Origin of the sequence: Aquimarina latercula DSM 2041, assembly GCF_000430645.1 — a bacterium.
Classification (GTDB): Bacteria; Bacteroidota; Bacteroidia; order Flavobacteriales; family Flavobacteriaceae; genus Aquimarina; species Aquimarina latercula.
On the sequence record NZ_AUMK01000004.1, the window covers coordinates 415,756 to 440,220 of the forward strand.

The 24,465-nt window shown below is 32.4% G+C and carries 21 protein-coding genes; 13 read left to right on the forward strand and 8 right to left on the reverse strand.

Translation table 11 applies throughout. The features are described 5' to 3' along the window. Positions 1 to 255: 255 nt before the first annotated feature. Positions 256 to 975, forward strand: coding sequence for a DUF547 domain-containing protein (locus H526_RS0105865; RefSeq protein WP_027392138.1), 720 nt, complete (start codon positions 256 to 258; stop codon positions 973 to 975). 79 nt (positions 976 to 1,054) lie between these two features. Here the strand turns inward: H526_RS0105865 and H526_RS30640 are convergent, their stop codons facing one another. Genes H526_RS30640 through H526_RS0105885 form a run of 3 tightly spaced genes read right to left on the reverse strand, consistent with a single transcriptional unit; the run spans position 1,055 to position 5,154 of the window. Then, on the reverse strand, positions 1,055 to 2,848 hold the full coding sequence (locus H526_RS30640) for a hypothetical protein (protein ID WP_051336003.1): 1,794 nt from the start codon (positions 2,846 to 2,848) through the stop codon (positions 1,055 to 1,057). Between the two features lie 7 nt (positions 2,849 to 2,855). Continuing rightward, a complete protein-coding gene (locus H526_RS30645) occupies positions 2,856 to 4,664 on the reverse strand; it encodes a hypothetical protein (protein WP_051336004.1) in 1,809 nt (602 codons plus the stop codon). Between the two features lie 4 nt (positions 4,665 to 4,668). Further along, complete coding sequence (locus H526_RS0105885; RefSeq protein ID WP_027392139.1) at positions 4,669 to 5,154, reverse strand: T9SS type A sorting domain-containing protein; 486 nt, start codon at positions 5,152 to 5,154, stop codon at positions 4,669 to 4,671. Positions 5,155 to 5,353: 199 nt separating this feature from the next. Between H526_RS0105885 and H526_RS0105890 the strand changes: the two genes are divergently transcribed. The 4 genes from H526_RS0105890 to H526_RS0105905 all read left to right on the forward strand — a co-directional run bounded on the left by H526_RS0105890 (position 5,354) and on the right by H526_RS0105905 (position 9,044). Beyond that, a complete protein-coding gene (locus H526_RS0105890) occupies positions 5,354 to 6,133 on the forward strand; it encodes a HipA family kinase (RefSeq protein WP_027392140.1) in 780 nt (259 codons plus the stop codon). Further along, a complete protein-coding gene (locus H526_RS0105895) occupies positions 6,123 to 6,506 on the forward strand; it encodes a DUF3037 domain-containing protein (protein ID WP_027392141.1) in 384 nt (127 codons plus the stop codon). Before H526_RS0105890 ends, H526_RS0105895 begins: the two co-directional genes overlap by 11 nt. Positions 6,507 to 6,613: 107 nt before the next feature. Beyond that, positions 6,614 to 7,723 carry a serine hydrolase domain-containing protein gene (locus tag H526_RS28450; protein WP_051336006.1) on the forward strand — a complete coding sequence of 370 codons (1,110 nt, stop codon included), beginning with the start codon at positions 6,614 to 6,616 and terminating at the stop codon, positions 7,721 to 7,723. Between the two features lie 109 nt (positions 7,724 to 7,832). Next, positions 7,833 to 9,044, forward strand: a complete 1,212-nt coding sequence (locus H526_RS0105905; protein ID WP_027392142.1) for a bifunctional alpha/beta hydrolase/OsmC family protein — start codon at positions 7,833 to 7,835, stop codon at positions 9,042 to 9,044. Positions 9,045 to 9,144: 100 nt separating this feature from the next. Here the strand turns inward: H526_RS0105905 and H526_RS0105910 are convergent, their stop codons facing one another. Together H526_RS0105910 and H526_RS30650 are read right to left on the reverse strand one after the other, a co-directional pair. Next, positions 9,145 to 9,543, reverse strand: coding sequence for a hypothetical protein (locus H526_RS0105910; protein WP_035084582.1), 399 nt, complete (start codon positions 9,541 to 9,543; stop codon positions 9,145 to 9,147). A gap of 165 nt (positions 9,544 to 9,708) precedes the next feature. Continuing rightward, on the reverse strand, positions 9,709 to 11,985 hold the full coding sequence (locus H526_RS30650; protein ID WP_051336007.1) for a fibronectin type III domain-containing protein: 2,277 nt from the start codon (positions 11,983 to 11,985) through the stop codon (positions 9,709 to 9,711). Between the two features lie 164 nt (positions 11,986 to 12,149). Here H526_RS30650 and H526_RS0105920 point away from each other — a divergent pair, with 164 nt between their 5' ends. Beyond that, positions 12,150 to 13,043: a DoxX-like family protein gene (locus H526_RS0105920; RefSeq protein ID WP_155839628.1), complete on the forward strand. Its 894-nt coding sequence runs from the start codon at positions 12,150 to 12,152 to the stop codon at positions 13,041 to 13,043. 7 nt (positions 13,044 to 13,050) lie between these two features. On the opposite strand, the gene H526_RS30655 is transcribed toward H526_RS0105920, so the two are convergent. Further along, complete coding sequence (locus tag H526_RS30655) at positions 13,051 to 16,266, reverse strand: M36 family metallopeptidase (RefSeq protein ID WP_162144478.1); 3,216 nt, start codon at positions 16,264 to 16,266, stop codon at positions 13,051 to 13,053. A gap of 492 nt (positions 16,267 to 16,758) precedes the next feature. On the opposite strand from H526_RS30655, the gene H526_RS0105930 reads away from it, so the two are divergent. From H526_RS0105930 to H526_RS0105960, 7 genes are all read left to right on the forward strand, one after another. Continuing rightward, positions 16,759 to 17,241, forward strand: coding sequence for a YdeI/OmpD-associated family protein (locus H526_RS0105930; RefSeq protein WP_027392145.1), 483 nt, complete (start codon positions 16,759 to 16,761; stop codon positions 17,239 to 17,241). A 94-nt stretch (positions 17,242 to 17,335) separates the two neighbouring features. Next, positions 17,336 to 17,860: a hypothetical protein gene (locus H526_RS0105935; RefSeq protein WP_027392146.1), complete on the forward strand. Its 525-nt coding sequence runs from the start codon at positions 17,336 to 17,338 to the stop codon at positions 17,858 to 17,860. A gap of 11 nt (positions 17,861 to 17,871) precedes the next feature. Next, positions 17,872 to 18,618: an LVIVD repeat-containing protein gene (locus tag H526_RS0105940; RefSeq protein ID WP_027392147.1), complete on the forward strand. Its 747-nt coding sequence runs from the start codon at positions 17,872 to 17,874 to the stop codon at positions 18,616 to 18,618. Between the two features lie 86 nt (positions 18,619 to 18,704). Then, positions 18,705 to 19,307 carry a superoxide dismutase family protein gene (locus H526_RS0105945; protein ID WP_027392148.1) on the forward strand — a complete coding sequence of 201 codons (603 nt, stop codon included), beginning with the start codon at positions 18,705 to 18,707 and terminating at the stop codon, positions 19,305 to 19,307. A gap of 112 nt (positions 19,308 to 19,419) precedes the next feature. Then, on the forward strand, positions 19,420 to 19,950 hold the full coding sequence (locus H526_RS0105950) for an RNA polymerase sigma factor (RefSeq protein WP_027392149.1): 531 nt from the start codon (positions 19,420 to 19,422) through the stop codon (positions 19,948 to 19,950). 2 nt (positions 19,951 to 19,952) lie between these two features. Further along, a complete protein-coding gene (locus H526_RS0105955) occupies positions 19,953 to 20,753 on the forward strand; it encodes an anti-sigma factor (protein ID WP_027392150.1) in 801 nt (266 codons plus the stop codon). Positions 20,754 to 20,954: 201 nt separating this feature from the next. Then, on the forward strand, positions 20,955 to 22,526 hold the full coding sequence (locus tag H526_RS0105960) for a hypothetical protein (protein WP_155839629.1): 1,572 nt from the start codon (positions 20,955 to 20,957) through the stop codon (positions 22,524 to 22,526). Positions 22,527 to 22,617: 91 nt separating this feature from the next. Here H526_RS0105960 and H526_RS0105965 read toward each other — a convergent pair whose 3' ends face one another. After that, on the reverse strand, positions 22,618 to 23,619 hold the full coding sequence (locus tag H526_RS0105965) for a hypothetical protein (RefSeq protein WP_027392152.1): 1,002 nt from the start codon (positions 23,617 to 23,619) through the stop codon (positions 22,618 to 22,620). 128 nt (positions 23,620 to 23,747) lie between these two features. Next, positions 23,748 to 24,284, reverse strand: a complete 537-nt coding sequence (locus H526_RS0105970; RefSeq protein WP_027392153.1) for a GNAT family N-acetyltransferase — start codon at positions 24,282 to 24,284, stop codon at positions 23,748 to 23,750. Between the last annotated feature and the right edge of the window lie 181 nt (positions 24,285 to 24,465).

The following is a 24,465-nucleotide window of genomic DNA, read 5'->3' on the forward strand; positions in this document are numbered from 1 at the left end:
CTTCTATTACTAAAACACTAACGGAGGCCGTTTACAATATAAGTTATCTAAAATTGGGTACTAAAAATTAGAGACATATTTTAATCTTTTAAGAAATACTATAATTTGCTAAAAAAAATGTTTATAAGTTGTTTTATCGACATTATTTGCTTTTTATCGATTAAAATATTATATTTACGGTAAAACCATAATTAACAATTTTACGTAATTTTCCCCATTTTTATTAAAAAATAGTTCTAACGGTATAGCCATAATATGAAAAAGACATATTTATTACTAGCAATAATAACATTATCAAGTTTTATATCTAGTATACACGCACAAAAAAAACATATAGATCATATGGTATGGGATCAACTTCTACTATTAAATGTATCTAATGATGGTAAAGTAGATTATAAAGGGTTTATTAGGGATAAATTTTTATTTGACAAATACTTTACATCTTTATCCACTAACTATCCTTCAGAAAATTCAGAAAACTCTGAGAAATTAGCGTATTGGGTAAATCTATATAATGCTATTGTAATGAAAATGATAATAGATCACTATCCCATTAAATCAATAAATGATCTTAAAAATCCCTGGAAGAAAAAATCAATTGAAATAAATAATATAAAATATAGTCTCGATGATATTGAGCACACAATTTTAAGAAAAATGGATGAACCTAGAATTCACTTCTTACTTAATTGTGCTGCAACTTCTTCTCCAAAACTATGGAATAGAGCTTATACAAATAGAAACATTACTAAAGCCTTAGAAGAAAGGACTATTGAATATATTAATGATCCTTCTAAAAATATCATCACCAATAATGAAGTGAACATTTCAAAAGTATTTGATTGGTACGCTAAAGATTTTGATAATGGAGATATTAAAAGTTATATCAATAGATATTCAAAAGTAAAAATCGATAAGTCATCAAAAATAAATTACTTGGAATATGACTGGAGTTTAAATGAGAGAGAATAACTTTTCTTAACTATAAATAAAAAAAGCCCTTTATTAAAAACAAAGGGCCTTTCTAATTTCTATCTAAAATATTTTAAAACTAAGGAGTACCTACAAAATCAGTAACGACCCAATTAGATCCATTATATATAAGACTTATACTTTCGTTTTGATTCAAGACAGGATTACCCAAAGAAGCGGGTAAAAGAACCTGACTTGGAAATATCGTTATGGTAGTAGTAGGATGAATATTAATCAAATGTACCTTTTGCCCAGTTACTCCTCCAATAAATCCAAAAACAGTAACACTAGAACCATTATTTATAAGTACAATAGATTTATTTGTTAAATCATACCCCGTAAAATTACCAACGCTTGTTTCTGTAAATACAGGAGTTTGTACAGCTCCCCCTACAGAGAGAGTTTGCGCAGTCAAATCGGTAAAATTAGCATCTCCATTAATACTCAAAAGATTTGAAGGATCTACGATTCCATTATTTACCGATCCATCACTTTCAATTCTCATTCTGATATTTTGCTCTGTTTCGAAAATAATACTACCATTCGTATCTGCATCATTATCTGCTCCAATAGTAGTACTTCCTATATTAGATGTAGTTGCTGTACCTGTTCCAGTAAGATTAGTAAGGTTTGCTCCACTACCAACAAAAGAAGTAGCTGCAACACTACCGTCTACTTCGATTTTTTCAGTAGGAATCAGATTCCCTACATTAATGTTTCCATTTGCATTTATTTCCAAAGATTTATCTGGTGCTCCCGCCATAACCCTAAAAGGGATTCTATTAGCAGTCGTATCTAAAACAGCGAAATAATTCTCTCCATTATCAGATATATCATTGATTTTTATCACCCAATCATTAGTTGGGAAACTTGCACTAACACTCGTATCTCTAAACCAAATACCAATAGTATCATCTGATAAAATCATATCATTTTCTCCAAAATCCATTCCGGTCATTACATCATCGCCTATGGCTACTCGGTTTTTAACAATAGATTCTTCAATAAAAACATTATTTCTCGTATTAAAAGTAATGTCACCAGTTCCTAAAGATTTTAATGTTCCAGTATTATCATAATAAAACATAAATCCTTTAGCACTTCCTTCATAAAAAAGAGAACCAGGAGTTGCTTGTGCTACTTCATCATTCATATTACTTAAGGTAATCCCATCTTTAACTCCCAAAACAGCATTACCAAAAGCAGTCGCATCGGTAAAACCAATACCAACTTTTGCAGTATCATAATACACATGATCTCCTATTTTTGACCATATAATATCAAATGCTGTTCCCGTAGTAGTTCCAAATCCTGGAAAAGAAGTTTTAGCCGTATTAACAGATACTGTTGTTAAAATCTGATTTAAATCTACAGCGGATGTAATACTTAAAAAATTTACCTTATCGCTTTGTTCTGTGGTTATTGTCGTAGGTGTATTAGTTAAATTATTGTAATCTATACTCAAAGCTCTATCTGTATTCTTACTGGTAAGTCCAAAAGATGTACTTAATAATTGAGACGTACCTACTATGTTATAATTAGTTCCCCCAGCAGGGTCGGTTTCCGTTCTAATAAAGTAAGAGTCACTTCCCCAATCGATTCCATTTAATGATCCGGAAACAACTGTTCCATCCCCTATTAACAAACTCACAACTCCTGTAAAATTAGTCATATGATTATGAACTTCACTATATACTGTGGTTCCAGTTGCACTGCCTTGCACTATACTAATTTGTACAGATATGCTAGCATTAATAACCAATGCGTCGGAGGCATCTCGTATAATAGCTTGATAACTTAACTTTTCTGGTGCCTGTGCATATATACTTGTCGTAAGTATTAGCAAACATAGGCTTATAAATAACTTTTTCATCTTCTTATTAGTTGTTAAGTCCTACACAATACCAATTAGTTCCATCATAGATAAATGTGGCACTACTATTAGCCGTCAATAAAATATTCGCATTTCCTGCCAACTGAAAATTCTGTGAGGTAGTTCCTGCATTATGTTCGAATGTTACATCAGAAGTCAAAACGGCAACTATTACAGATTGCCCTGTGATACCGCCCGAAAATGCCTGAATTGAAGAAGCTGCTTGACCATCAAACGTAACAAAACTCTTATCTGTTACATCATAAGTTGTAGGAAAAGTTGTAGCTGATATTTCTGCATTAGGTGTAATCGCAATCCCTTGAACCGAAACATTACCATTAAGTGTCATATTATCTACTTTGGCATCCCCAACTACTTCTAAAGCTACCGAGGGAGTTGTTGTTCCAATACCAATAAATCCAGTATTACTAATTGTCATTCTGGTTGTATTTTGGGTTTGAAAAGCAATTTCTCCAACAGTATCTGCATCATTATCTGCCGCAATAGTAGTATCTCCTGCATTAGTAATACCACCAGTACCTGAAGCTATTCCGGTTATTCCAGAGCCATCTCCTACAAAAGAATCTGCTTTAATTGCTCCTACAATTTCTAATTTATTGGTTGGTAAATTTGTTCCTATTCCAACATTACCATTAGCTGCGACAAACAAAGAATGTTCAGCCGCTCCAGCCATAATTTTAAAAGGCGTTGTTGCTCCTGTAACATCTAAAATCGCAAAATGATTCGTACCTCCATTCGAAGATTCATTGATTTCTATTTGCCAATCATTAGCTGGTAATGTCCCAGAGATATCATCACTATCATCAAATAATATTCTTAGATTATTTTCTGTAAGAAGAAGTGTATTAAATCCAAAGTCAACACCAGATGTTGCATCTACACCCACTCCTAAACTATTCTGAATAATTACATCAGTACTAATAGTAGCATCTCCATTCTCTATACTCCATAATCCACCAGTATATGTAACAGCTCCTGTATTGATAGTTACATCTGTATTGGTATTGTCTATATAATGAAAGCTTCCATTACCTGTATTGTCATAATATAAACTTCCAGGAACAGTTCCCGCCGGAGTGCCATCAAACAAAATTGGGCCTCCTACATGTAATTTTGAACCACTAAAACTGCTCGATTCATCCACACCAACACCAACATTCCCTGCATTATAAAAAATATCGTCAGTTACAGATTTTGTCCATATCACATTATCTCCTTCTAAAGCGGTACCAGGAACAGTTCCAAATCCAGGAAATGTAACTTTGGCATTGTTAGCTGTTACGTCTGTTTGTAATTGATCTAAATTTACAGCCGATGTAACAGTGATAAAATCGACCTTTGCAGCTTGCTCTGAAGTTATTATTGTCGGTAGATTTGTTAATGAATTATAATCTGCAGTTGCTGCAACATCTGCACTAGCTGAATGCAAAGCATAGGGAACACTTAACAATTGATTAACTGTCGACAATGTATAACTCGTTCCTCCTGTTGGATCTATTTCTACGTTTATGAAATAGGGTCCAGCAGACCAATCAATAGAATCAAAACCAGCAGCATTTCCAATCACTAAATTGGCCAGTCCATTAATATTGGTCGTAACATTCTGATTCTCCGAATAAACAGAAGTACCAGAAGCAGATGTCTGCAGAATATTAATTTGTACTCCTACATTTGTATTCCCTACAACCATATTATCTGCATCTCTAATGACAGTTTGATAGTTAATTCTATATGAATTTTGTGCCGTAATACTTATTGTACACGCAAAAATTAAAAAAGTAATTATTTTATTCATCGGTTTATTTTTTTATGATTTTGAAAGTCTTTAAAGAGGAGTTTAGCTTCTTCACTTTTAAAATATACGCTCCAGAAGCATAGGAACTCATTTCTATTACATTAGTATTACTATCAATAGCTTTACTAATAATTAACCGCCCATGAATATCATGGATTTCGAAACTTGTATTTTCTAAATCAATCTCATCGATGGAAAGAAATAATCTGTCCGTGGTAGGATTCGGATATGTACTAACATTAAGTTGTACTGATTCGAACTCTGGATTGCTCAACGTTTCGATTTCAAAAGCCTGTTGAACTCCTTCGGATAACGATCCACTTGCATTCTGGATGGTTGTATAAAAGGTTTGTCCAACAGAAAAACTTGATGTTCCACTTGTTCCTGAAGCATTTCCGCTACCAGAAACAGTATTCTCTTGTGCGATCATCGAGGTGATCCCAAAAGAAAAAAACATCAAAACCATAAGGGGTATGTAATTATGTTTCATATATAAATGTTTTAATATCTTAAAACTACGTAAATTAAATCCCAATTAGACCAAAAAGAATCATTAGTTACCTAGGTATTTATACCTGTTTTTTTATTTAGTCATCTTAAAAAAAGTATTTTTCCCCGATATTATTACCAAAAAAAATCTGTTCTTAACTTTATATAATGGCTGCTTCTTTTTATTATATTAGACCCCTATGAATACTATTGATATTAGGACAGTAGATGTGGTACAATATATACAACCACTACGCGAAGGTGGTTCTCTGCCTGCAATCGTAAAAGCAGATGATGAGTTTCTGTATGTATTAAAGTTTAGAGGAGCTGGTCAAGGTAAAAAGGTTTTAATTTCTGAACTCATCGGTGGCGAACTAGCAAGATCTATCGGATTAAAAGTTCCGGAATTAGTGTTCATGAATCTAGATGATTCCTTCAGTAAAACTGAACCAGATGAAGAAATTCAGGATTTACTTAAGTTTAGTGTTGGACTTAATCTAGGTTTGCATTTCTTATCAGAAGCTATCATGTACGATCCATTAGTCTCTATTGCAGATGGAATGACTGCATCAAAAGTAGTATTATTAGATAGCATCATTAGTAATATTGATAGAACTGCAAAAAACACAAATTTACTTAATTGGAAAAAAGAATTATGGCTTATCGATCACGGTGCTAGTTTTTATTTTCATCACAATTGGAAACAGTGGCGAAATCATCTAGAGAGAACGTTTCCTATTATAAAAGATCACGTATTGCTGGAACGTGCTGATAAACTACCACAAGCAGCCAAAGAGATTACATTACATATGACTCACGAAAAGATCAATGAAATTATTACCAAAATACCGGAAGATTGGTTAATCGATGAGTCTGAGGACTTAAGTCCAAATGATATGAGGGCTGCATATATAGAATTTATTCATAGTAGACTTTCTAAAATTGATGAATTGGTAAAAGAAGCTGAAGATGCAAGATAGATGTACATTTGAATACGCAATTATACGATTCGTTCCCAAAGTGGAACGTGAAGAATTCTTTAATGTAGGGGTCATTCTATTCTCTAAAAGAAAAAAATTTCTTAAAGTCAAATATCATATTGACCCAAATAAATTAAAAGCTTTTTCAAGTGAAGTAACCTTGGAACATTTAGAGGAATATCTTAAATCCTGGGAATTAATTAGTATTGGGGCTCCTTCTGGTGGAGCAATCGGAAAATTAGAACTATCAGATAGATTCCGCTGGTTAACCGCTTGTAGAAGTACAATTATACAAAGTTCTAAAACCCATCCGGGAATATGTCACGATCCTCAAAAAGAACTAGATCTTCTTTTCGATAATTATGTTCTATAACTTCTATCCTCTACTAACCTATCTCTTTTTAGAAATATTAATGATGAAAATACGGTAACAAAACGGTCTTTTTTAATACTTATACACTATAAAGATCATAATCGTATATGAAAAAAGTAATACTATATATTATTCTAATAGGTATTGTAGCCGTAATTGGGTTTTTTGTTTGGTTCTTTGCCTTTTATCTACAAGTTCCTGCATTAAAAATTCCTAAAGATGCTAGTGAAACAGAAAGAGTTACGCAAATAGATAAATGGTTAGAACAACTTCATACCGACAGAAAATTTAATGGAGGTGTTTTAATTACAAAAGAAGGAATTCCGCTATTAGCAAAAACTTATGGATTCACAAATGTGTCGAGAAACATCAAACTAACCAATAAATCTTCATTTAGATTAGCATCAGTATCTAAACAATTTACTGCTAGCGGTATTATGCTACTAAAAGAGAGAAAACAATTAGATTATGATGATCTTGTAAGTACCTATATCCCAGAATTTCCTTATAAAAGAGTAACTATTCGACACCTATTAAATCAAACTTCAGGAGTTCCAGATGCATATATGAGTCTTGCAGAAAAGAATAAAGATAGTATTGATATTCTCACAAATCAAATAGCTATAAATCTGTTAGTTCAAAATCATCCAAAAGTTAATTTCGAACCTAATGAGAAGTACCAATACTCTAATACAAATTATATTTTACTAGCCAGAATTATAGAAATTATTTCTAATCAATCTTTTGAAGATTTTATGAGTGAACGAATTTTTACTCCATTAGGAATGAAAAACACCAGAGTTTGGAATTTACTATCCAAGGATACAACATTTAAACATAAAGCTGATGGTTTTGAAGATATGGCAGGAGAGGTTAGAGAGATTAAACCCACATTTATTGATGGCGTTGCAGGAGATGGTGCTGTTTTTAGTAGTATAGAAGATTTTGTTATTTGGGATCAATTCTGGTATCAAAATGATCTTATCAGTGAAGAAAACTTGAAAGAAGCTTTTAAAAAGCCTACTTTAAATAATGGTAAAAAATCGAACTATGGATTTGGTTGGGTGATTCTAAACGAAGATACTGTAATGCACAATGGAGTTTGGTTAGCGGCTAATTCTTATTTTGTAAGAAACACTAAAAAGAAAACAAGTTTTGTTCTTCTAGATAATTCTTCAAATTTATTTTTTAATAAAATCATTAAGAATTTAAAATAAAGAACCTCCACTAAAAAATAGCTAAATCAAAAACGTTAACACATTTTTAACCCCTATAGAAAGTTAGAAAAGCTCAAAAAAAACGACATTTAATAAAAACAACAATCACATGAGCCTTTCTAAAATTTCTTTTACTAATGCAGAAGGTCAGACACTTTCTGGTCGTTTAGAATTACCTGCAGATCAACATCCTCATAACTTTGCTTTATTTGCGCATTGTTTTACATGTAATAAAAACTTAGGAGCGGTAAGAAATATTAGCAGAGCTCTTACCTCACAAGGATTTGGCGTATTACGTTTTGATTTCACAGGTTTAGGAGAAAGTGAAGGAGATTTTGCAGATACTAATTTCTCTGGCAATGTAGAAGATTTAATAGCTGCAGCGGATTTTTTAGCAAAAGAATACCAAGCGCCTTCCCTATTAATCGGACATTCTCTTGGTGGTGCTGCCGCAATTTTTGCTGCTGCAAAAATTGATTCTATAAAAGCTGTGGCTACAATAGGTGCTCCTTCTGACCCTACTCACGTACAACATCTATTAAGAAGTGGTCTTGAAGAAATTGAAACAAATGGTAAGGCAATCGTAAACCTAAGTGGAAGAGATTTTACCATTAAAAAGCAATTCCTTGATGATCTTGAAACAAAATCATTACCAACAGTAGCTAAAAACCTGGATAAAGCTCTGTTAGTAATGCATTCTCCACAAGATACTACCGTAGGAATTAGAAATGCTGAAGAAATATATCATGCTGCCAAACATCCAAAAAGTTTTGTAACCTTAGATGGGGCTGATCATTTATTAATGAGAAAAGAAGATTCTTTATATGCTGGAAAAGTAATAGCAGGTTGGTCTACTAGATATGTTGATATCCCTGAAGAACCTAGACTAAAAAGTCAACACCATGTAGTAGCTAGTCTTGGAAACGACGAGGGATACACTACCCAAATGAAAGTAGGAAATCATTATATGGTTGCCGATGAACCCGAAAGTGTTGGTGGTCATGATTTTGGCCCGTCTCCTTACGAGCTAGTTTCCGCTGGACTATCTGCTTGTACGGCTATGACTATAAAAATGTATGTTGCCAGAAAAGGTTGGGACCTCCAAAATGTAGAAGTACATACAAGTTATGATAAAAAACATATAGAAGATTGTGAAAACTGTGAAGATTCTACTGCCAAGATAGACACTTTTAATAGAGAGATTAAACTAGAAGGAGATTTAGATGAAAAACAAATTGCAAGAATATTACAAATTGCTGATAAATGCCCCGTTCACAAAACATTGCATTCTGAAACGCAGGTAATTACTAAGTTGATTTAATAATCGTAATTAAATTTAAAACAAATAAAAAAGGGAAACTATACAGGACTCGCGTTTCCCTTTTTTCCATTATGAAAGTATAAAACTTTTTGACCTTTTTTTATTCTGACCAATATCTTAATGTTACTTCAATCCATCCTTCTGGAGTTTCATTTTCTGAACTCACCTCAACAATTGCAGAGGATGCTCCATCAAAATAACCATCACGAGCATCAAACCTATATGTTCCAATTGGAAGACTTTCGAAAAGCCCTACTTCATATCTTGAATCAAAATAAATGACTCCTGTTTCTAAATTAGTAGCTCCATATCCAGGTAAAGTTCCTGCGGGAATTTCCTGACCAGACCATTCATCTACTAACTTGATAATTACATCAAATCTTACTTCACTTTTTTCTTCAGTTATTGATGTGATTTCTTCCATATTATTTGTTTCCATTTCACAAGAAGAAAAGAAACATAATACGACTAGAAATGGCATCACCTTGATCAATTTCATAATAATATTGGTTTAAGAGTTAAAGTCTAAATTTCTAAATAAAAATCAAATATTGGTTTACCTAATGATTATCAAAATGTTATCTAACACTTTCTTAAATTCATATTATTCATTACTTCAAAAAAAACACTAATCCATAATTGGATTAGTGTTTTTTGATCAATTTTATTTTTTTATCAATCGTTTTGTTTTGATAGTCTTACCATTACTATCTTCTATGGACAATAAATATATTCCTGATTTCTGGGTTCCAGATAATGAAATAGTAGTTTTATCAGCACTAGGCTCTACTATTTTATTATACACAACCTTACCTTGCAAACTGTAAATGAAAACTTTATAATTTTCTTTTAACTTTCTAGAAATAGTAACATTCAATTGATCAGTAAAAGGATTGGGATATATATCAAAAGTCAAATCATTCTCTAATTCTTCTAGTGGTGGAGATAGTATTTTAGCAACATCAGTATTAACTCTTACTATTCCGCAAGCCCCCAAGTTAGTCCAATTGGAGGATGTTCTTTCATACAAATAACCTTGATATGTTACTTTATCTCCAACAGCATAGCTAATGCCACTTTGCCAAGGAGAAATACCTAAGCAAATATCTACAGGATCTGTATCCGAATCTGTAGTATAAACAACAACTAAACGCGCTGCTTTATCAGAACCTCCTTCATACGAGTCTGCTACTCTCTTTGCAGAAGTGCTAGTTAAACTTACACCTTTTCCTCTTATAATAAAAGAAGCATTATTACCAGAAACCCAGTTACTTTTATTTACCAGAAGTTGAACCATATTCTTAAGCTCAGGAGTTCGTTGTCCCGAACCGTTCTGACCACTTGACCAAGAATTAGGGCTCCAAATTACTTTATTAGAAAACACCGATCTATTAGAAACACTATAGTCACTTGTGCTAAATGCAGAAGAATTACTACTATCATGTAAAGCTATTTCTAATTCTGCATTGGCACTATTACTTTCATCAGCCGTAAACTGAATATATGCGTTAGTGATTGTTGCATTTTTAGGTAACGCTAGCGACTGAAATCTAAGTCCTATTATTTGATTTCCTGCATTACTATAACTATCATAAACTAATTCTAAATCACTACTATTTGTATACACATCTCCATTTTCTCTTTCTTCTACATCATCATTACCATTGCTAATAGCCACTTCTATTGTGCCACTATCTGGATTAGGATCTACTGTCCCCTTATTAATGGTAACTACACTTCCGTTAGAAGGATTCCATATATCTAAATTCGAAGGAACCTGAAATACATTGCTATTAGATACAGAACCCACTTGCGAAGCATTATCTACTCTTATAGTTCTAGTTTCAATCTTATTTTCATCAATAAAAATCCACTTAAACTGATTAAATCTTGCAGAATTTCTTGTCCAATTTTTATTATCATCATTAGAACGCAGAGGAGCTCCCCAACATCCTTCTCCAGCATATACTGTTCCGTTCTGATCATCTCTTATAAAACCCTCATCACTTCCTGATCCTGTAGATGGTCTCACAGGCCAAGTAGTTTTTACGGTATGCGCATCACACTCTATTACTAGTTTCACTCCTTTATCGTAGAACAATTGGGACCAATTGCTATACTGACTGTTTCCTTCTGATTTATAAGATACGTGTGGACGCATTGGTTTATGATATTGCGCCATTTTCCAAATAACATTGGTATTTGAATTCAAATCATTACGTAACCAAGTCGTTTGATTACCTGAAATAGAAATTTCTGTATTTAACGTATATGTTCTAACAAGATTATCACCAAAAGTTAATGCATAATATACACTTGATGATGGCGTATCAAATAAGTTATAAACGCTGTTATTACTATCTTCATGATTCCCTCTTGTTGCTACAATTGGAAACATTCTGCCATCGGATGCAGTTGTTAATTGCCAATCATTAAACCAAGTTTGCCATTGACTATTAGTATCATCATCTGTCATATCGCCTCCAAACAATACTGCATGAGGCTTTAACTTAGCAACCAAACGATTTGCATTTTGTCTCGGAGTTCTGTTATTTCTAGAATCACCACCCGCAATAAAGGATAACCTACTTTTATCAGCTGGAGCTGTTTTAAACCAAAAACGCTCACTTGTACCTTGACTATCTCTAATCACAAAATAGTAGGCTGTATTAGGCTGTAAGCCTGTAAGTCTAGCGAAATTATTATTCATTCCTTTGTATGAAACTGTTCTATCTGGTGACTTAGAGTTTGGATAATTATTATAATTAGTGCCATAATCTGTAGTCCCAAAATAAACAGTAGGATTGCTACCAGATGATTGATTCCATCCTACAACTATCGAAGTGGAAGGGTTACCTCTTAGGGTCAGTCGATATTTATCATTAGATGCTTGCAATTGAAGCCCTAATAGTATTAAAGTTAGTGTAATGAATTGTTTCATTTAATATGAAGATTAAGTTAGTTTTCTCAAATTTAGGATATCATGTAATTAAAAAAATCTAATTCTAGATTCTTAATTAATCCTTAATTTTAATAGTTTAAGATTACAAAAAGTATAACCTTGAATTTACAATCTATTAACATCTTACTATGTTACTTTGTGCAATGAAAAGCAATCGAATAGAATTACTTCTTAAAATTAGTGTCTTCTTAATTTTTTTAGGCAGATCGCTGCAACATCTTTTTTGGGATGCACCGTATCGTACTTTTTTCTGGGACGAATCTATATTACAACCTGTTGTAGAAGGGTTTTTTAAGACTCCTTGGCAAGACTATGCCACTAGTCACAAAACAGATAGTGCTATACAATATGGCATAAAAATTAATGGTCTCTTATATCTTATCGCCGCAATCTCCACTCTTACAATAAAAAAAACGAATCTAAAATGGTTTCGAATTCCCATCATATTTGGTGGAATTAGTTTACTATTACTAACACTATTAATGACCAAAGAAAAATTTTACCATTTCGCTCAATTTTTTGAGCACAGTATTCAATTTGGATTGCCTTTTGTTTTATTATACTATTATTCCAAAAAGAAGAATAATACCAGATTAATTTTAATCCTTACTATTCTAATTGCTCTTACATTTTTCTCGCATGGGTTATATGCTTTTGGATTTTATCCAGTTCCAGGAAAATTTGTAGACATGGTTATACAAATTTTCGGTTTTTCTGAAGCAACGGCTATTACCTTTTTATACATTGCTGGAATTTTAGATTTTATACTTGCTATTCTAATTTTTATACCTAAACTCAGGTTTTATGGACTATGGTATGCATTTTTATGGGGATTACTTACAGCTTTTGCTAGAATAGTTGCTAATTTTTATTGGGATTTTCCAATTCAATCGATTCATCAAAATTTACATCAAGTATTGTATAGAATTCCACATGGACTAACTCCGCTTTTAGTAATCTTAATAATTAAAAAGTATTATTATGAAATAAAGAAGACCGCCTTTTCGGACGGCCTTCTTAAAAAACTTAAGATTTAAATTAAATCTATTTTATTATAAATCGTTTAGTTTCTCCTTGAACTTTTAATAAGTACATACCAGTATCAAGATTACCAACACTTATAGTTTTACTATTACTTAAAGTACCTTGTCCAACAACTTGTCCAACCATATTCATAATAGAATATGTATTATTAGTACTCTTAGTATCCTTCATTGCAATCTGTAATACTCCACCTCTTTGTAGTGGGTTTGGTGAAATTGTGAAAATAGAAATTCCTTCTTCATCTTCGGTTCCTATAATAGGAGTTGTTGGTCCGAAATCTGCTACTAAAGCAGCCGATCCATCACAAGATCCTTCATAGATCTTAACATTAGAGAAGATTGAATTATTTCCTGATCCTGCGTCATTATCATTAATGAATACCAATCTATCCATACTTCCTGTATAGAAATTACCTACTGGAATTACGTATGTTGTTGTACCACTAGAATAATTATCAAAATTAGTTACCCCATAATTCTGAGTACCGTGAACTTTAAAGTATCTAGTAGAAGTTAAAGTATTATCATCTTCAAAACCAACACCATGAATCTCTCCTTGAGAAGTACTGCTAAAATCAAACTCTATAACCGTATTAGCAGTTACCGTATAACTTAGAGGAATATACTTCCAAGTATTATTAGACATTGATAGTCCTGCTCCGCCATTTACAATAGAGAAATTACCTGCAGAATCTTGATTAGAGAAAGGAGTAATAGAGAAATCATTGAAATTAATTGACTCACAAGTTGGTCCTGGATCAACAGTACCATTAGTAATACTTAAATCATCTATGGTAACATCACCTTGCCAGCTAGATCCTGTAACCGTATTAAGACGTAATTGTACACTAGCATTTCCTGCATATGCAGAAAGATCAACACTTGCAGTGTTCCAATCTGTTCCTTGAGCACCAGATCTACTAAATACACTTGTCCAATCTCCTGTATTATCTGTTCTTGCTTCAACGTCAAAAGTTCCTATTGCACTACCAACCATATGATACTGGAAACTTAATGTTGGAGAAGTCAATCCACTAAAGTCTAAACAAGGTGAATTTAAAATTGCTCTCTTATTAGGATATCCTGTTCCATTTCCTGAAGCTTCTACATAAATATAAGAAGTACCATCAACCGCACCGCTTGGTCCTGTTCCATTAGATGGAGTTCCGTTAGAATCAACAGTCCAATCTAAATCATCTCCAGAATCTTGAGACCAATCTCCAATATTTCCTTCGAAACTTTCACTATATGGGAATGATGCTATATCACCTGTACACTCATCGCCACCTGGTCCAGGTCCACCACCATCACAAGGATTAACAAATGATACTGTTTGATCTGTTTGCCCATTAGTACCTCCATTATTATTCTCGTTAGCATCTTGACCAACACCACGTTCAGCAAATGCTTTCCAAATAATACATTCGTACTGACCTCCATATAAATCTTGATCAGCCTGAAGAATACCATCTCTACCAGAAACGAATCCTGGATTATTGGCAGTATTTTTTAATCCTTCTGTTACTAAAGCTAACGCGATATTATTACCACCTGTTCCGTTATAAAAATCAGGATCAAATCCTTCAGCATCGATTAACCCCCAAGTCATATCCCATAATATAGTAGCAAAAGCATATCCAACTCCGTGTGGTCTTGCTAATCCTCCTATATCTGCATAATCCGTATTATTTACCGATCTATCTATCGAATATGGAGTTGGACGAATACCATCTCCTGTCGTTGGCTGATTTAGTGCATATGTCCCTATTCCTCTAGAATCTATTCCAGAATCACCAGCTTTCATAGTAAGCATTAATCCAAACCAGTCAGACCATCCTTCACCCATTTGCTCAGAACCTCCTAAATTATTAGAAGATGGGCCTCCTACTAATCTAATAGAAATACCATGACCATACTCGTGTGCAATAATTCCATTATCTAAATCTCCGTCTCTATCAGGATTTGGACTTGTCCAAAGGAACATTTGCATTCTAGGATTACCTCCATCTCCTGGAGTAGAAAAATTCGCATTATTACTTCCACTTCCATCTTGTGCATCAGCATTTACAGAATCGCTTCCAGCACCACCATTTCCATAATTATTTTCTTGGAAGTTTCCACTAGCTTCATCAAAACCATACTGATAAAACACATCGTGCATAATATTATTCCAGTAGAAAAGATTTGTTATTGCTGCATCATCATATGCTGTAGGTGCTTGGTTAAGATCGATAGGAAAGTTAAAATCTAAACTAGCTCCTCCATCAGGAGAAAAACCTGTACCATTGTTCCCATTTCTATCTTCCTGAGCCCATACATTATTACCTCTAGTAATTGTAAATTCTGCTCCAGCACTACCATTCGTATCATGCCATCCAAATGGAGAAGCATTAAGATCAGCTGGATCGGTTACTATAGAACGATTACCATGACTAGGACTTTCTACAGGCATTGCATATACATTATAAGAGTCAGGAGCAAACGCTGCTGACGCTTCTGACTTAGTTTTAGCTGTAGGAGCAGGAACAATTGGCGTTTCTTTTTCAAATAAAACAGACGCTCCGTGATTGTGATTTTCATGATCAGGAGTACCAAAATTACAAGTTATTACCCAATCCTCCGTATATAAAATTTCACCAGTAGTAGCATCTACATTAGCATTCCACCAATGTTGACCGTCTTTTTGATATAAACTAACACGCCAAGTTAATATCAATTGATCATCTTGCTTGATATAAACTTGTTTTGCCTCTATAGGTTCTAAAGTAATTCCAGAATTTTCATAAACTAATGATCCATCAGATTTACTTTTTGATCTCACCAACTGAGGAGATTGTAAATTGTGAGCTCTAGCAACATTCATAATTGCCGTCTCTGCTGGAAGAGAGGCTTTTGCAGAAGTAACTTTGGACTTAAGATCCGATATAAATTGATTTATCTTCCAAGTTACTTCATTATTCTTTACAGTAAGTTTATATGTAGCATACTGTATTGGAATTCCCTGATAACGCTGTTGTACATATACGTGCTGTATATCGGGATTTAAAGAAGGAACCACATCGGTTACTTCCCACTCTGACACATCGTCTGATGTTAGTGCTGATTTAGCTGTTGTGCTGTTCAGATGGTTTTTAACTATACCATCCATGATGTTTTGTGCAAACATTGCCTGGCCTATCAACATAGTTAATAAGACAAACGAGTACATTTTTCTCATATGTATAAAATTTGAATTTGTGTTAACTAAAATTAACAAAATCAAAAACATCTTAGACACAAATCTAATATCACTGAATAAAGTTTAACAATTTCACATTTTCACTGAATTTTCCCTAAAACAAAAATTCAGGTAGTTATTTAAACTACCAATTGTTAGTTAACCTACATAAATACTAGACTTTTTATTTTTTTTTAACATATCGCTACACATATACTGATAATCAGAATAATAACTATACCTTTTTTTAATTACGGGATACCTGTAGATTTTTTTTTTACTTTTTTTATTAAAACAGCACTTTATAAGTTATTTTAGATCAATTTGATTAACGAAACAAAAAAAACATTAAACAACTTATTCTAATACATAAATATTTTGACTTAAAACATTTATATGTTTTTGGTTAAAACAAAAACATATTACTATAACTTTTCAGATAAAAAAAACTATTTGGATAACTGTATTATAGAAGAAAACATAAATATATAAATGAAAAGCCCAGTTTTTATTACCTCCTTACAATCATCACATAGCGTACTAATTCCTTTGGAAATTGCCAAATCATTTATTACTAACAATCAGAAAAGAGTAATTGTCGAAATAAGTTTTAAGGATACCCATATTAAATTTCACGCAGCTTTATTAAAAAGAAAGGAACAATTTTATGTTATGTTTAGTCAAAGAAAACAGAAACAACTTGGTATTCTTCTTAATGATTATTTTAATATACAATTACTAGAAGATACTTCTAAATACGGTGTAGAAATGTCCGAAGAACTAGAAGCCGTATTACAAAGTGATCCTGAGGCATCTGATATATTCGAATCACTTACCGCTGGTATGAAAAGAAGTTTAATTTATTATGTACTACAGTTTAAAAACTCTCAGACCAAAATAGACAAGGCTTTGATCATTACTGAGAACCTAAAACTTGGTATAAGAGACAAAAAACAACTTATTAAAAAGCTATAATAGAAAATAATTAGGTTGGAAAAAGGAAACTAAGTTCTTTTAATCGACGCAACCTTTATAAATTCTTTTCATCTTTTAATCAAACAATCAAAAGATGAAAAAAACAAAATTAATTATTTTTGGCTTACTACTCATAAGCCTACAAAGTTGCTGTCCTTTTCTGGTAGATTGCGACAACAACGATGATGATTTCCCAATAAACCCAGCATTTTCGCAATATGAACCAATATTATTAGATAGAAATGATTTCGAAAATTCAGTTTCTTTGAAAGATCCTATTTCAATTAATACTTCGGGTAAAATTTACAGTAAGGATAATTTACTTTTTATCAATGAAGTTCATAAAGGTTTTCATGTCTATGATAACACAGATCCTACATCTCCTACTCCGTTAAAATTTCTTGAAGCTCCAGGATCAACTGATTTAGCGATTCGTGATAATATGATATACATTAATCAAGCTACTGATTTAATTGCAATAGAATATAATAACACTGACGGTATTACACTTACTAAAAGAGTAATCAATGTATTTCCGGAAATGCGTTCCCCAGATGGTTTTTTGCCTTTCGATATACCTGAAAACAATGTTGTAATAGGATGGACATTAATCAACTAACACCAAATATTATGAAAAAATGCATACTTATGATACTCACTTCCTTTATTATTTTTAGTTGCGATTCCGATTCTTCTAACGACTCTTTATCTCCAATAAATAATGATGGAATTGGTGGATCTTTAGCAACCTTTACGTTAAAAGGAGATTATCTATACACTGTAGATAATACGGATCTTACCGTATTTAATATTACTGATATCAAAGATCCCGTACAAGTTAACACCATACCGATTGGTTTTAATATCGAAACACTTTTTAGTTATAAAGACTATTTATATATAGGATCAAGAAACGGAATGTTTATATATGGATTAACAAATCCAGAATTTCCCGAAAAACTTTCTCAAGTAGAACATTTTACCGCTTGTGACCCTGTTATTGCAAATGATACACATGCATTCGTTACTTTACACTCCGATACATTTTGTGGTAATAATCTTAATGTCTTACAAATCTATGATGTTACCACTATTACAGAACCCATTCTGATCAATTCCAGAAACCTTACTTTCCCAAGAGGATTAGGGCTTTATAACAATTTCTTAATTGTTTGTGATGACGAAATTAAAATCTTCGATGTTTCTGATCCATCAGAATCAAATCTGGTTACTTCGATTAACAACAATGCATTTGATGTCATTATATCTGGGAATTTATTAATCGCAATTGGTGAGACAGGGTTATATCAATATAGACTTACTCCGGATGTAAATTTAGGTATAAGTATTACTGAATTAAGCACAATAAATATTTAACGAAATCTAAAAACCTCTTAAATCCTTTGCTATAAGCTAAAACAGTCCTATATTAGTTTACTCTAAACGTAACAAATCATTAAATTATGAAAACTCTAAATCTAGTGGTAATTGCTTTTCTTACTATTGTTGTTCTTGGCTGCAAAGGAGATAAGAAGGAAGGAAAGGAATATGATAAAAAAGTAAACGAAGAAATCACAGAAGAAACTACTGAGGAAAAAGAAGATAAGAGCGAGATAAAAACATTAGCGATCTCTTTAACACCAAAAAGTGATAGCAATGTATCTGGTAATATTACTTTTACAGAAGAAAGCGGTATGGTTACTATGGTTGCTTATTTAAATGGATTATCAGAAGGAGAACATGCGATTCATATTCACGAAAAAGCAGACTGTTCTTCTGTAGATGGTAAATCTACCGGAGGCCATTGGAATCCAACTATGGAACCTCATGGAAAATGGGGAGCTTCAAAAGGTTACCACAAAGGAGATATTGGTAACTTTAATGCTGCTACAGATGGTAAAGGATCTATCACCTTCGCTACAAATGAATGGTGTATTGGTTGCGAGGACAAGAAAAAAGATATTGTAGGTAAAGCTATAATAGTACATCAAGGAACTGATGATTACACTTCTCAACCTTCAGGTGCTGCCGGAAGTAGAGTTAGTTGTGGTGGAATTATAGAATAAGAAATAAAACTTTATAAAGTAATTAAATATAAGAAGAGTATATCCATAAGATGTGCTCTTTTTCTTTTTTTAAAGAAAAGCAGTACTTTAGTAATATACGAACGGACTTTGCATGCAGCCTAGAGAATTAATAATTCAGTTACAACAAAAAAACGAAAAGGCGTTTCAACGTATTTATGAAATGTATTCCGAAAATGTACTAGGTATTATTCATAGCATTCTAAAAGATGAGACTTTATCTGAAGAAGTATTACAGGATGTATTTATAAAAGTTTGGGATAAAGCAGATACATATTCCGAAAAAAAAGGACGTTTTTTTACTTGGATACTTAATATTGCTCGAAATGCTGCTATTGATAAAACAAGATCTTTAGGGTTTAAAAATTCTCAACAAAACCAAACTGCTGATTCTTTCGTAGATATATTAGAAGATAAAAATAGTTTCTCAAGTAAAGTTGACGCTATAGGTATAAAAAAGTATATAGAAATACTTGAACCTATTTGTAAAAAAGTTATTGATTTATTGTTTTTTAAAGGGTTCACACAAAAAGAGGCTTCAGAAGAATTAAACATTCCAATTGGAACGATTAAAACTCGGAACAGAATTTGCATTAATAAATTAAGAGAAGTCTTGGCTGAATAATTATGGATATAGAACAATACATATCATCTGGAATATTAGAGCTTTATGTATACGGCGCATTATCCGAAAAAGAGAATGCCGAAGTATACAAAGCTTTAAAAGAACATCCAGAAATTGAACAAGAAGTAAGAGAGATTGAAAAATCTCTTATGCAACTTTCTGTATCAGCAGCTCCTTATAACCCAGAATCTGTTTTTAATCGTATTAAGGAAAAACTAAATCTTACGGATAAAGAAACAGATGTGATCCCTATTACTCCTAAACGAACAAATTGGACTACGTATATTGGTTGGGCTGCTTCTATCGCTTTGTTAATTGGATTATTTATTCAGTTTAACAAAAACAAAACACTACGTCAACAAGTTGTTCAATCACAAATAGAGCAACAGCTACTCGAAGGAAAAATTAATATCGCAGAAGAAGACCTATCTAAAGTCAAATCACTTTTAAGTGTATTACGTGATAAAGATGTATTACAGATTCCTTTACAAGCTCAACAAGTGGATCCTACAGCATACGCAGCTGTCTATTGGGATAAGGAAAAACAAACTACTTACATAGATGTTGCTGGATTACCTACTCCACCACCAGGTAAAGTATATCAAGTGTGGTCTCTAAAATTGGATCCACTTACTCCAACTAGTTTAGGTATTTTAGACAAGTTCGCAGAAGATGGAATCAAAATATTCTCTCTTACAAACACTAATGATTCAGAAGCTTTTGGTATCACTCTAGAACCAGAAGGAGGAAGTGAATCTCCTACTATGGAACAACTATACACTCTGGGTACCGTAGAATCATAACATTTATCATTTTCTCAATTACGGGAAACTTATAATTAGCTACTAAAGGTGCTTTTAGCTTTTTCTTATTGCTTTTTTTTGAAGTATTTTTTACTAAAAAACACGTATAAATACGCTGTTACAGTTATTTTTTTTGGGGTAATTTTAGTCTATTCGATTATAATATTTTGCCTAAGCAAATACTAACTAAATAACTAACAAATGAAAAAATCATCTTTTAGCAATGTAGTACTACTACTTATAATGGTAGCTATAATTATTTCTTGTAATAAAAAAGAAAAAAAAGAATATACTACAGACTCACCAAATGAAAATACCGAGACATTGATCGCAGCAGTAACTCCAGTAAACTCTAAACTTCCCTCTGATGTTTTACAATCTTGTGTAGTAGATGCTTCTAGTTTTGAATCTTGGTTTAAAACTAATAGTGTTTCCAAAAACGGTATTGTAACGCCTGCCAATAGTGTAACCTTTAAACACCTAAACAATTGCGATTTTTATAAATGGTCTGAACGAATGTTTCTTTGGATGACATCTCCAGTAAAACAAGGTGATTATAGCAATGGTACTGTAATAGAAACACCTGCTTTTTATACAGTTTCTCCAGTTGTAGATAAAGAAAGAACATTAATTCCTCATGTACCAGGACAATTGATTAGTGCAGTTGCAAACACTCAAAAAAATGATCCTTTAATTGATACTGAAGAAGGTCAAGCGACTGATGATGTGTTATTAGCACAAAATGGATCTCTTTTATATTATATTACTATGGTTAATGATGTATATGCTCAATTTTTGACAGGTGCCAAAACAGGAAAGCTTTATGACAATGAGTTTCCCACAACCCAAACTACCTTAGATAGTATTACAGCATTTGCTAAAAGTCAAGGAGTAACATTAAAAGATCCTGAAACCCTGGCCATCGAAATCAAAACATCTTGGGTAGAGGCTGATAGTATTTCTAAATCAGATATTGGTACGTATATCACTATGGATGCTATCATCCCAACATATACTAAAACAGATACAAAATGGACACCAAATGGAACTAAAACAGCAAAACTTGCTCTTGTAGGAATACATATTGTAGGTAGTACCTCAGGGCACCCAGAAATGGTTTGGGCAACTTTCGAGCATGTTAGTAATGCTCCAAATTTAACCTATGAATACGTAAACAATGCTACTCCACCAGCCACTATTGCTGTTGCAGCTGATACTGGAAATGATTGGTTACTAAATAGTAATAGTGCGAGTGGCACCTACAATAAATCTCATATGACTTATGATAAAGGAGATATCATTGCAAACACAAAAACAAGTCCAACACAAACCATTACTCCTAGTAATACTAAGATGACAAAACCTTGGGGAGTTGCAAATGCTGGCGTTCCAAACCCTGAAAATAAATCAGTCGCAGCCTCTAATAGTCAAATCATATCTACCAATAATAGTGTTCTAGGACAATTAACGAGTGGAGATATGCGTAAAAATTATATCTTTATTGGCGCTACTTGGACAAATGATGGTGCAGCACCAACCGGAAAAAGTTATTCCGAAACCTTAACAACTAATGGAGTTGCTATTGGAACAAGTCAATTAGCTAATAGTACAATGGAAACCTATGCCCAAAACGGAGCTGCATACAGTGAATATGGTAGTTGTTTTTCCTGTCATTCTAATTCTAAAACACCTGGATTAAAACCAACAGACCTGAGTCACGTATATCAAGCTATACAGGCCTTAAATGAAACTAAAACAGTGAATACACCATAAAAATTCAATAACATACTATATCCTATCATTCTCAGTATGAATCATAGGATATAGTATATATTCTATGACTTTATCTCCTATAAGTTAAGTTTTAATCATCAAAATCTCCACCTCCACCCGTAGGAAGCGTGTTTAGAAACTCATCAAAATCTGAAATTTCATCAAAATCTCCAGATGGTATAGAAATATCTATTTTTGATAATGCTCTAATAGAAAACTCTGAAACATCTGTAGTTATATGAATGTTCAGATCTACTCCTTTTTTAAGAATTTGTAGTCCCATATTGAGCCATTTATTTTTAGATAATTTTTCTAAATCTGTTTCTTTTTTAATCGTAGAATCTTTTTTACGTAATATGTTTCTTGCTAACTGATCAATAGCCTTCGTTTGTTTTCCTTTTATTATCGAATCATTACTAATTTCAGAAAAGGTGGTTTTTACATCTGATTTTAAAGGGAAATTAATCTCATCAGGAAGATTTAAAAAAACCATATCTAATAATTCCCGTTTTACCTTTATTTCTTTAGAATCGAATATATCTTGTTTTAGAAAATCCGTATCATCATGATATCGTGTAAAATCACAACTAAACTCCTTAATTATCGTAGAATCTTTTATTTGCTCAATCAATCTGTAAGCCGGTAATAGTTTAAAAGTATGATCCACAGGAGATGGTATACCACTTGGCATCACTTTATTTTCTAGCTGCGATTTATAATCTTTAATACTAAGTGTATGTTTATTTCTTTTGTCACTGAATTTATCAGCATAATACATTACTACACTGTCTTTTTTTAAATCAATAATGATACCTGCATAATTATCCAATACACTATAAACACCTCCCCATCTTTGCTCTCTTTTTATCTTATACTCTGATATAAAATAAGTAGTATGCACTTTTGTTAAATCGCCATAAAGTCCTCTAGATTCTGATAGTTTAATTTCACCTTCAAAATAAGGTCTATTATCTTCTTCCGTATTATCTATGTTCTCAGAATTACCTTCCTTATTACTACTTATAAAATTACACGAATTAAGTGCCAAGGATAAAAAGATAAAACTATAGATGATTATTGTAGGTCTCTTCATTAGATAGTTTTGATTGTCTGATTTATGGAAACATTACAACCAAAGATATGCTTAATTGTAAACGCGCTTCCCATTTTCAATAAATTAATTAGATAAGATCTAAACATGATATTCTTATTATCATCTCTTTACTTATTCTTTATCCATTCCGTTTTTTTAATTTTATACCAATTATGAGATACTCCTTCATAATCAAATCTGTCGACAAATGTTAAACCGATTTTCTTTAATATATTATTTGATGCCAGATGATTTATATCTGCGGCAGCACCAATCTCTTTTAGGTCAAGTTTTTCGAATCCATATTTGAGCGATTCTATTGCTGTTTCCGTTGCAATTCCAATTCCCCAGTATTTTTTTCTAAGTCTATAACCTAAATCATAATAATTAAATTCTTTTCGTAAATCTTGTTCATATTTTAATCCAGTCCAACCAATAAAATCTTCAGTTTCCTTATCAATAATTGCCCAACGTCCAATTCCATTTTCTTTATATTGAGTTCTTATAAATTTTATTACTTGTCTTGCTTCTTCAATTGTTTTTATAGGTTTTTTTCCTAAAAACTCATGAACTTCAGGGTCCGAATCAAGTTCAAAAATTCCTTGTACATCATATTCCTCTAGATCTCTTATAATTAATCGTTCTGTTTCTATATGTACTTTCATTATTATATCAGTTTTTTAAATAATTCGTAACCATTTTTATATAAGTAATATTAAGAATATTTCACCAATATATCCATACTAAGAAGAAAGAGCCTGTTTCCCCTATAAACAAGCTCTTACTAACAACATCAAAAAACAAAACCAATTAACTCAATTATCTTTTCGATACTTTATTCTATTC

Coding starts and splice junctions, on each gene's coding strand:
- H526_RS0105955 (WP_027392150.1), top strand. CDS start 19,953: ATGGATATAGAACAATACATATCATCTGGAATATTAGAGCTTTATGTA.
- H526_RS28450 (WP_051336006.1), top strand. CDS start 6,614: ATGAAAAAAGTAATACTATATATTATTCTAATAGGTATTGTAGCCGTA.
- H526_RS0105935 (WP_027392146.1), top strand. CDS start 17,336: ATGAAAAAAACAAAATTAATTATTTTTGGCTTACTACTCATAAGCCTA.
- H526_RS0105920 (WP_155839628.1), top strand. CDS start 12,150: ATGAAAAGCAATCGAATAGAATTACTTCTTAAAATTAGTGTCTTCTTA.
- H526_RS30655 (WP_162144478.1), bottom strand. CDS start 16,266: ATGAGAAAAATGTACTCGTTTGTCTTATTAACTATGTTGATAGGCCAG.
- H526_RS0105865 (WP_027392138.1), top strand. CDS start 256: ATGAAAAAGACATATTTATTACTAGCAATAATAACATTATCAAGTTTT.
- H526_RS30650 (WP_051336007.1), bottom strand. CDS start 11,985: ATGAAACAATTCATTACACTAACTTTAATACTATTAGGGCTTCAATTG.
- H526_RS0105890 (WP_027392140.1), top strand. CDS start 5,354: ATGAATACTATTGATATTAGGACAGTAGATGTGGTACAATATATACAA.
- H526_RS0105905 (WP_027392142.1), top strand. CDS start 7,833: ATGAGCCTTTCTAAAATTTCTTTTACTAATGCAGAAGGTCAGACACTT.
- H526_RS30645 (WP_051336004.1), bottom strand. CDS start 4,664: ATGAATAAAATAATTACTTTTTTAATTTTTGCGTGTACAATAAGTATT.
- H526_RS0105885 (WP_027392139.1), bottom strand. CDS start 5,154: ATGAAACATAATTACATACCCCTTATGGTTTTGATGTTTTTTTCTTTT.
- H526_RS0105970 (WP_027392153.1), bottom strand. CDS start 24,284: ATGAAAGTACATATAGAAACAGAACGATTAATTATAAGAGATCTAGAG.
- H526_RS0105960 (WP_155839629.1), top strand. CDS start 20,955: ATGAAAAAATCATCTTTTAGCAATGTAGTACTACTACTTATAATGGTA.
- H526_RS30640 (WP_051336003.1), bottom strand. CDS start 2,848: ATGAAAAAGTTATTTATAAGCCTATGTTTGCTAATACTTACGACAAGT.
- H526_RS0105940 (WP_027392147.1), top strand. CDS start 17,872: ATGAAAAAATGCATACTTATGATACTCACTTCCTTTATTATTTTTAGT.
- H526_RS0105930 (WP_027392145.1), top strand. CDS start 16,759: ATGAAAAGCCCAGTTTTTATTACCTCCTTACAATCATCACATAGCGTA.
- H526_RS0105895 (WP_027392141.1), top strand. CDS start 6,123: ATGCAAGATAGATGTACATTTGAATACGCAATTATACGATTCGTTCCC.
- H526_RS0105945 (WP_027392148.1), top strand. CDS start 18,705: ATGAAAACTCTAAATCTAGTGGTAATTGCTTTTCTTACTATTGTTGTT.
- H526_RS0105910 (WP_035084582.1), bottom strand. CDS start 9,543: ATGAAATTGATCAAGGTGATGCCATTTCTAGTCGTATTATGTTTCTTT.
- H526_RS0105950 (WP_027392149.1), top strand. CDS start 19,420: ATGCAGCCTAGAGAATTAATAATTCAGTTACAACAAAAAAACGAAAAG.
- H526_RS0105965 (WP_027392152.1), bottom strand. CDS start 23,619: ATGAAGAGACCTACAATAATCATCTATAGTTTTATCTTTTTATCCTTG.